9 protein-coding genes are annotated in these 6,877 nt (G+C 67.3%); 5 read left to right on the forward strand and 4 right to left on the reverse strand.

What is annotated here, in order from left to right:
• The first annotated feature begins 11 nt into the window (after positions 1-11).
• Genes E3O62_RS14280 through ccsB form a run of 5 tightly spaced genes read left to right on the forward strand, consistent with a single transcriptional unit; the run spans position 12 to position 4,672 of the window.
• Positions 12-656 carry a histidine phosphatase family protein gene (locus E3O62_RS14280; protein ID WP_134398936.1) on the forward strand — a complete coding sequence of 215 codons (645 nt, stop codon included), beginning with the start codon at positions 12-14 and terminating at the stop codon, positions 654-656.
• A complete protein-coding gene (locus E3O62_RS14285) occupies positions 653-1,249 on the forward strand; it encodes a TlpA disulfide reductase family protein (protein WP_134398937.1) in 597 nt (198 codons plus the stop codon). Before E3O62_RS14280 ends, E3O62_RS14285 begins: the two co-directional genes overlap by 4 nt.
• 2 nt (positions 1,250-1,251) lie before the next feature.
• A complete protein-coding gene (locus tag E3O62_RS14290; protein ID WP_134395420.1) occupies positions 1,252-2,013 on the forward strand; it encodes a cytochrome c biogenesis CcdA family protein in 762 nt (253 codons plus the stop codon).
• Complete coding sequence (locus E3O62_RS14295) at positions 1,997-3,661, forward strand: cytochrome c biogenesis protein ResB (protein WP_134398938.1); 1,665 nt, start codon at positions 1,997-1,999, stop codon at positions 3,659-3,661. The genes E3O62_RS14290 and E3O62_RS14295 overlap by 17 nt, the downstream gene beginning before the upstream one ends.
• A gap of 51 nt (positions 3,662-3,712) precedes the next feature.
• Positions 3,713-4,672: a c-type cytochrome biogenesis protein CcsB gene (gene ccsB, locus E3O62_RS14300; RefSeq protein WP_134398943.1), complete on the forward strand. Its 960-nt coding sequence runs from the start codon at positions 3,713-3,715 to the stop codon at positions 4,670-4,672.
• Positions 4,673-4,777: 105 nt separating this feature from the next.
• Here ccsB and E3O62_RS14305 read toward each other — a convergent pair whose 3' ends face one another.
• The 4 genes from E3O62_RS14305 to E3O62_RS14320 form a co-directional block, all read right to left on the reverse strand.
• On the reverse strand, positions 4,778-5,758 hold the full coding sequence (locus E3O62_RS14305) for an o-succinylbenzoate synthase (RefSeq protein ID WP_134395422.1): 981 nt from the start codon (positions 5,756-5,758) through the stop codon (positions 4,778-4,780).
• Positions 5,759-5,805: 47 nt separating this feature from the next.
• Positions 5,806-6,069 (reverse strand): hypothetical protein, encoded by a 264-nt coding sequence (locus tag E3O62_RS14310; protein ID WP_134395423.1) that lies wholly within the window; start codon positions 6,067-6,069, stop codon positions 5,806-5,808.
• The gene (locus E3O62_RS14315; RefSeq protein WP_134395424.1) at positions 6,066-6,395 is read right to left on the reverse strand and encodes an ATP-dependent DNA ligase; all 330 of its coding nucleotides are present in this window, start codon (positions 6,393-6,395) and stop codon (positions 6,066-6,068) included. Before E3O62_RS14315 ends, E3O62_RS14310 begins: the two co-directional genes overlap by 4 nt.
• 85 nt (positions 6,396-6,480) lie before the next feature.
• Positions 6,481-6,877, reverse strand: a 397-nt coding sequence (locus E3O62_RS14320; RefSeq protein ID WP_304990577.1) for a sigma factor-like helix-turn-helix DNA-binding protein, incomplete at its 5' end; no start/stop codon positions are given.

Raw genomic sequence — 6,877 nt, forward strand, 5'->3', positions numbered from 1 at the left:
AGACTGGAAGAGTGGTAGCCAGACAGGTACATCTCGTGCGGCACGGTGAGGTTTTCAATCCCGAGCGCGTTCTGTACGGACGCTTGCCCGGATTCCGCCTCTCCGATCTGGGGGCGCGGATGGCCGAGGCCGCTGCCGCCGATCTGGTGGAGCGCGGGCGCCCCGTCGCCCGCATCATCTCCTCACCGCTGCAGCGTGCGCAGGAGTCGGCCGCTCCGATCGCGGCTGCTTTCACCCTTCCGGTCGACATCGACCCGCGCATCATCGAGCCGACCAATTTCTTCGAGGGCAAACGGATGCGGGGCGTGGGTGGGGCCCTGCGCGATCCCCGCAGCTGGCACGCGCTGATCAACCCGCTGCGCCCCAGCTGGGGCGAACCGTTCGACTCGATCGCGAAGCGCATGCTCGCCGCGATCGAGGATGCCTGCAACTCGGTCGACGAGGGGGACGTCGTGCTCGTCAGCCATCAGCTTCCGATTTGGATGGTGCACCGTGCCCTGGCCCGGCAGCCTTTGCCCCACGACCCGCGCAAACGCCGCTGCGACCTGTCGAGCATCACCACCCTGTCCTGGTCCGGTGGTCGCCTGGCCGAGACCGGTTACGCCAACCCTGCCCTGTCGCTGCAGGCCGGCGCCACTGACGTGGGGGCCGTATGAGCTTCCGTCCCCGCGTCTACCTCGGCGCTCTGATCGCCGTGGCGCTACTGCTGACCGGCTGTTCCGTCGACCCGCTCGCCGAACAGTACCGCGAGGGCAGCAGTAAGGGCTTCATCGCCGGTGACGGCAGCTGGACCGAGATCCCGGCCGCCGAGCGCGGCGATCCCATCTCCTGGAGCGGCGCCGACGAAAACGGCGACCGGCTCTCCAGCGAGGACTACGCCGGCAAAGTCGTCGTGGTCAACTTCTGGTACGCCAGCTGCGCGCCCTGCCGGGCGGAAGCCCCGGCCCTGCAGAAACTCAACGAGGAATTCACCGGCACGGACGCCCACTGGGTCGGCGTCAACGTGCGGGACCAGGCCGCGAACGCCACGGCGTTCAACGAGAGCTTCGGCATTACGTACCCGTCGGTGATGGACGTCGACAACGGGAGCATGCAGCTCGCGTTCAGCGGCAGCATCCCGCCCAACGCCGTGCCCACCACCCTGGTGCTCGACCGGTCCGGCCGGGTGGCGGCCCGGATCCTCGGCGCGGTCTCGGAGCCGTCGATCCTCGAGACCCTTGTGCGGGACGCGATCGCCGAGGATTCGTAGGCGTGGACAACCCCTTCGGCGAGATCGTCTTCAGCGGCCAACTCTTCCTGGCAATCCCCATCGCCGTGCTGGCCGGGCTGGTCTCGTTCGCCTCTCCCTGCATCCTCCCGCTCGTACCGGGCTACCTGGCCTACATCGGCGGCTTCACCGACGGCAGCTCGACCGCCGCCCGCGGCGACCGCCGGGGCCGCAACCGGCTGCTGCTCGGGGTCCTGCTGTTCATCCTCGGCTTCACCCTCGTCTTCGTGCTGACCGGTGTCATCTTCGGGGTGGCCGGGTTCTGGCTGAACCAGTATCGCGATGTGATCACCCGCATCGCCGGCGTCGTGGTAATCCTGCTCGGCCTGGTGTTCGTCGGCCAGTTCGGTTTCGCGCAGCGCAGCGTGAAGGCATCCTGGAAACCGGGGATGGGCTTGGCTGGCGCGCCCGTACTCGGCGCGGTCTTCGCCGTGGGGTGGACCCCCTGCACCGGTCCCACACTCACCGCCATCAACTCCCTCAGCCTGACCACGGGCTCTCCCTGGGAGGGGGGGCTGCTGGCCCTGTTCTACGCGCTCGGGCTGGGCATCCCGTTCCTCCTGATCGCGCTCGGCCTCAGCTGGGCGACCGGTGCCGTTTCCTTCCTGAAACGGCACGTCAGGGCTATCAACCTGTTCGGCGGTCTTCTCCTCGTTCTCATCGGCGTGCTCATGGTCAGTGGCGTGTGGAACGCCTGGCTCCTCGACCTGCAAGGAACGATCGGAAGTTATGTCCCGGCCATCTGACCATTACGACGCCCCGGCCTCCGCGGGAATAGTGCAACCGCACCTCGGCTTCGCGGGCTGGCTGCGCTGGTTCTGGCGCCAGCTGACGAACATGCGCACCGCGCTGTTCCTTCTGCTGCTTCTCGCGATCGCCGCCGTGCCGGGATCCCTGGTGCCGCAGCGCAGCTCCGACCCGAACGGGGTTACCCAGTACTTCGCCGACAAGCCGGACCTCGCACCGCTGCTCGACACGGTTCAGGCGTTCGACGTCTACTCGTCGGCGTGGTTCTCGGCCATCTACCTACTGCTGTTCATCTCGCTGATCGGGTGCGTCATCCCGCGCACCAAGCACCACTACCTCGCGCTGCGGGCCAAGCCGCCGCGCACCCCCGTCCGCCTGTCCCGGCTGGCCGGCTTCACGACGCGCATCGCTCCGGCCGGCACGGATGCCCCGGCCGCCGTCGAGTCCGCCCGCAGGCTTCTGAAGACCAGCGGCTACCGGGCGGCCGTCTTCGAGAATCGCGGGGAGACCTCGGTCTCGGCCGAACGCGGCTACCTGCGTGAAACCGGCAACCTGGTCTTCCACTTCGCTCTGGTCGGCATCCTGATCACCGTCGGTTTCGGTGGCGGCTTCGGGTTCAGCGGCCAGCGTGTGCTGGTCGAGGGGCAGACCTTCGTGAATACCCTGCTGGCCTACGACTCGTTCAACCCCGGCCGGTTCTTCAACGACACCAGCCTCACGCCCTACAAACTCACCCTCGACAACTTCGACGTCACCTACGAGGAGAAGAACCTCAAGGCCTACGGCCAGCCGATCGACTTCACGGCAGAGGTCACCATTACCCCGCGGGGCGAGGCCGCAGAGGCCAGCCAGGTGAAGGTGAACGGCCCGGCCCGCACCGGCGGCACCGATGTCTACCTGCTCGGCAACGGCTACGCCCCCACCCTCACTGTGAAGGACCCGAATGGGGTGGTCGTCTTCACCGATTCCGTGCCGTTCCTGCCGCAGGATGCCAACCTCACCTCCCTCGGCGTGATCAAGGTTCCCGACGGGCTCGCCGAGCAACTCGGCATGATCGGCTTCTTCTACCCGACCCAGGCCACCGCGGATTCGGGGGCTTTCTTCTCCTCCTACCCGGACCTGCAATACCCGCTGCTGACCCTCAACGTCTACTCGGGAGACCTGGGGCTCGACGCGGGCGTGCCGACGTCGGTCTACTCGCTCGACATCGACAAGATGACCCAGCTCACCGGCGGCAAGACCGACGTGGAGTCGATCGAGTTGAAGCCGGGGGAGACCCGGGAACTGCCGAACGGCCTCGGGTCCGTCACCTTCGACGACGCCAACCCGGGCGCGCAGAACGGGGACTTCTCCGGTTCGGTGCTGCGGTTTGCCTCGTTCGACATCCACCACGACCCCACCCAGCTCTGGGTGCTGTCCTTCGCCGTTCTGGCGCTGCTCGGCCTGCTGACGTCACTGTTCGTGCCACGTCGGCGGGTCTGGGTGAAGGCCGTGCCGGAGCAGGACGGCTCCCTGCGCCTCGAATACGCGGGTCTAGCCCGGGGTGAGGACCCGACCCTGGAATCCGCTGTCAGCGACCTCGCCGATCGGCACACGCACCTGCTGTTATCCTCCCAATCGGCCACCCCGGCATCCGAACAGAAATAGGCTGTCATCGTGAATCTTAACGAGCTCTCCATTCTGAGCCTCTACTCGGCCATGGCGGTCTACGCTCTCGCGTTCATCGCCTTTTCCTTCGACCTGGCCAGGCGCTCCGCGGCGGTCACCTCCGCCACGGCAGCAGACGCACAGGTGCGGGCCGAGTTCGCGCGCGCGGAAACGGCCGGCGCGGCGGGCGGAACCACCACCCTCACCCGCATCAGCGCTCGCATCGCGAACGACGCGGTCACCCCCTACGGCCGCTCGGCCAGCCTGCGGGTGGGCGTCTCGCTCACCGTGCTGGCGTGGCTGATCCACCTGGTGTCGGCGGTGCTCCGCGGCGTGGCCGCCGAGCGCGTCCCGTGGGCGAACATGTACGAGTTCGCGATGACGGGCACCCTGCTGATCGTCTCGGTGTTCCTGATCGTGCTGACCCGCGCCGACCTGCGCTTCCTCGGCACCTTCGTCACCGGCATGGTGCTGGTGCTTCTCGGCATCGCGGCGCTGCGCTTCTACGTCGAGGTCGCGCCCCTGCCGCCGGCCCTGCAGTCGGCTTGGTTGGTCATTCACGTCTTCGTCGCCTCGCTGGGCACGGGCTTCTTCGCACTCGGGTTCGCCCTCTCCACCGTGCAACTCCTCCAGTTCCGGCGTGAGTCGCTCCTCGCGTCTGCGAAGAGCGGTCAGCTGCGGTTCCTGGCCACCCTGCCGTCGGCGGCCACGCTGGAGAACCTGGCCTATCGGGTCACCATCATCGGCTTCATCCTGTGGACCTTCACCCTCATGGCCGGCTCGATCTGGGCCGAACAGGCCTGGGGTCGCTACTGGGGCTGGGATACCAAGGAGGTCTGGACGTTCATCATCTGGACCCTCTACGCGGGCTACATTCACGCCCGGGCGACCCGTGGCTGGCGCGGATCACGGTCCGCCTGGCTGTCGATCATCGGCTTTGCAGCCGTCATGTTCAACTTCGGCATCGTCAACGTCTTCTTCAAGGGCCTGCACGCCTACTCCGGCCTCTAGGCCAGCGGGTCCTCGCCCCTGACGAATTCGACGGAGATTGTGGCCGGATCGCCTCCAAACACGCCGAAAACCCTTTTTTTTGCGCAGAATCTCCGTCGAATTGGTTCAGTCGGTGAGCAGCGCGTAGCAGCGGGTCAGGCGGGCCAGCCACCAGTCACGCCGGTCGTCCGCGGCCGCGTAACGCTCCAGCAGCTGCGGGTCGGGGGTCACCCGCCGTACCGGAATGCCGCCGTCGACCGGCAGCAGCGGGTCGGTAGTGACATCGGCGGCAAGGAGCGAGGCCGTGCCGAGCCCGCAATCGAAGCTGAGTTCCGGAATCGCGGCGGCCAGGTGGGCGCCCATCGAGATGCCAACCGAGGTGTCGAGGGCGCTTGAGACCACGGCGGGCAGCCCGGTCTGGTTGATCAGCTCCAGGGCGGCGTGGATTCCGCCGAGCGGCGCGGCCTTGATCACGAGGATGTCGGCCGAGCCCGTGCGGGCCACCAGCAGCGGGTCCTTCGCGCGGCGTACGCTTTCGTCGGCGGCGACGCCGACGTCGAGGTAGCCGGTGCGGCGGCGGATCTCGGCGAGTTCCTCGATGGTGGCGCAGGGCTGCTCCACGTATTCGAGGTCGAACTCGTTGAGGGCGTGGATGGCGTGCTCCGCCTCATCGACGTTCCACAGGCCGTTCGCGTCGACACGGATGCGCCCCTCCGGCCCGAGCACACGGCGAACCTCGCGCACGCGTGCCACGTCGTCGGCGAGGGTCTGACCGGGGTCGGCGACCTTCACCTTGGCGGTACGGCAGCCGGGGAACCGGGCGAGCACACCGGCGACCTCGTCGGCGCTGACCGCCGGCACCGTCGCGTTCACGGGGATGCACTCGCGGAGGAGGGGCGGCGTGGCCTGCCAGCCGAAATCGAGGGCGGCCCGCAGCCAGGTGGCCGCCTCCGCGTCGTCGTATTCGGCGAACGGTGAGAACTCCGCCCAGCCTTCCGGTCCCTTCACGAGCAGGGCCTCGCGGGTGTCGAGTCCGCGAAACCGCGTCGCCAGAGGCAGGGCGACGACGCGGGCAGTTCTGAGCAACTCAGCAAGTGGTGGCAGCATGTTCCCAGTGTGCCAGCCGGGGGCTCTCCCGGGGAACGCCAGTCAGGTCAGAGCACGTCCTGGTTGAACGCCCCGTCCACCTCGAGATCGATGTCCGGGCCGTTGTGCGGCTTGACGTTGAGAATTGCGAAGGGGATGCCCGGCGCGATCAGCAGGTAGGCGTCTTCGAAGCGCCCGCCGCCACTGTTCACCCACAACCAGTAGGGCTTCCCGGCCAGGAACGCGGTCTCAACCTCGGTCTGGATGGACTCCAACGACCGGCCGCCTAGCGAGTACTGCGCGCCGCCGTAGACAATATCGACTCGGATCACGATTCGTCCTTCACCAATACTGTCGCGGGTCGGTGTGGTTCCGGCACGAGCTGGAGGCCGCCGGAGGAATTGGCCGAAAGCATCAGGGCTTCGATCCATTCGCGGTTGAGGCTGGGGGAGCGCCCGCCGAAATATTTGTAGGCCAGGGGTATCGCGGGATGCAGCCAGATCGTGCTGCGGCCGTCGCCGCCCTGGGGGTCGTCTCGCCACGTGAAATAGAAACACTCGCCGCGTCGCAACTTCGCTCCGATGACGACCTGGATATGGGCGAGGACCCGGTCGTCGAAATCTGCTGTCAGAGACGAGTTGTACGTGAGCTTGCCCATATATCCCCCGATGACAAAGTTGGTGATGAGAATAGCGTGAAGTCGGCAGCACCGCTGCGCTCCGTTCAGGGGGTACGGCCGAGGTTCAGTCGCGCAGGTACTGTTCCAGGCACGGCACCTTCAGCAGGGCCAGCGCGCGCTTCTCGATCTGGCGCACCCGTTCCCGGGTCACGCCCTGAACGACGGCGATCTGGTCCAGCGTCTGGGGCGCGCCCCCGTCGAGACCGAACCGGGACATCAGGATCGACCGCTCCCGCGGCGGCAGGGCGCTCATGTAGAAAGTGATGTCCGAAGCCCGCATGGTGAGCACGGCGTGCTCCTCGGGCTGGGGCAGGTCGTCGTCGATGATCAGCTCGGAGATGTCGCCGAGACCGTCGCCCACCGGCGACTGCAGGGACATCGGCTCGTTGTCATAGCGCAGCAGGCGCATCACATCGGCTGGCAGGATCTGCGAGGCCTCGGAGAGCTCCGCCACGGTGGGT

This window comes from Cryobacterium sp. TMT2-15-1, assembly GCF_004402345.1.
GTDB lineage: Bacteria > Actinomycetota > Actinomycetes > Actinomycetales > Microbacteriaceae > Cryobacterium > Cryobacterium sandaracinum.

Coding starts and splice junctions, on each gene's coding strand:
- E3O62_RS14285 (WP_134398937.1), top strand. CDS start 653: ATGAGCTTCCGTCCCCGCGTCTACCTCGGCGCTCTGATCGCCGTGGCG.
- E3O62_RS14295 (WP_134398938.1), top strand. CDS start 1,997: ATGTCCCGGCCATCTGACCATTACGACGCCCCGGCCTCCGCGGGAATA.
- ccsB (WP_134398943.1), top strand. CDS start 3,713: ATGGCGGTCTACGCTCTCGCGTTCATCGCCTTTTCCTTCGACCTGGCC.
- E3O62_RS14305 (WP_134395422.1), bottom strand. CDS start 5,758: ATGCTGCCACCACTTGCTGAGTTGCTCAGAACTGCCCGCGTCGTCGCC.
- E3O62_RS14315 (WP_134395424.1), bottom strand. CDS start 6,395: ATGGGCAAGCTCACGTACAACTCGTCTCTGACAGCAGATTTCGACGAC.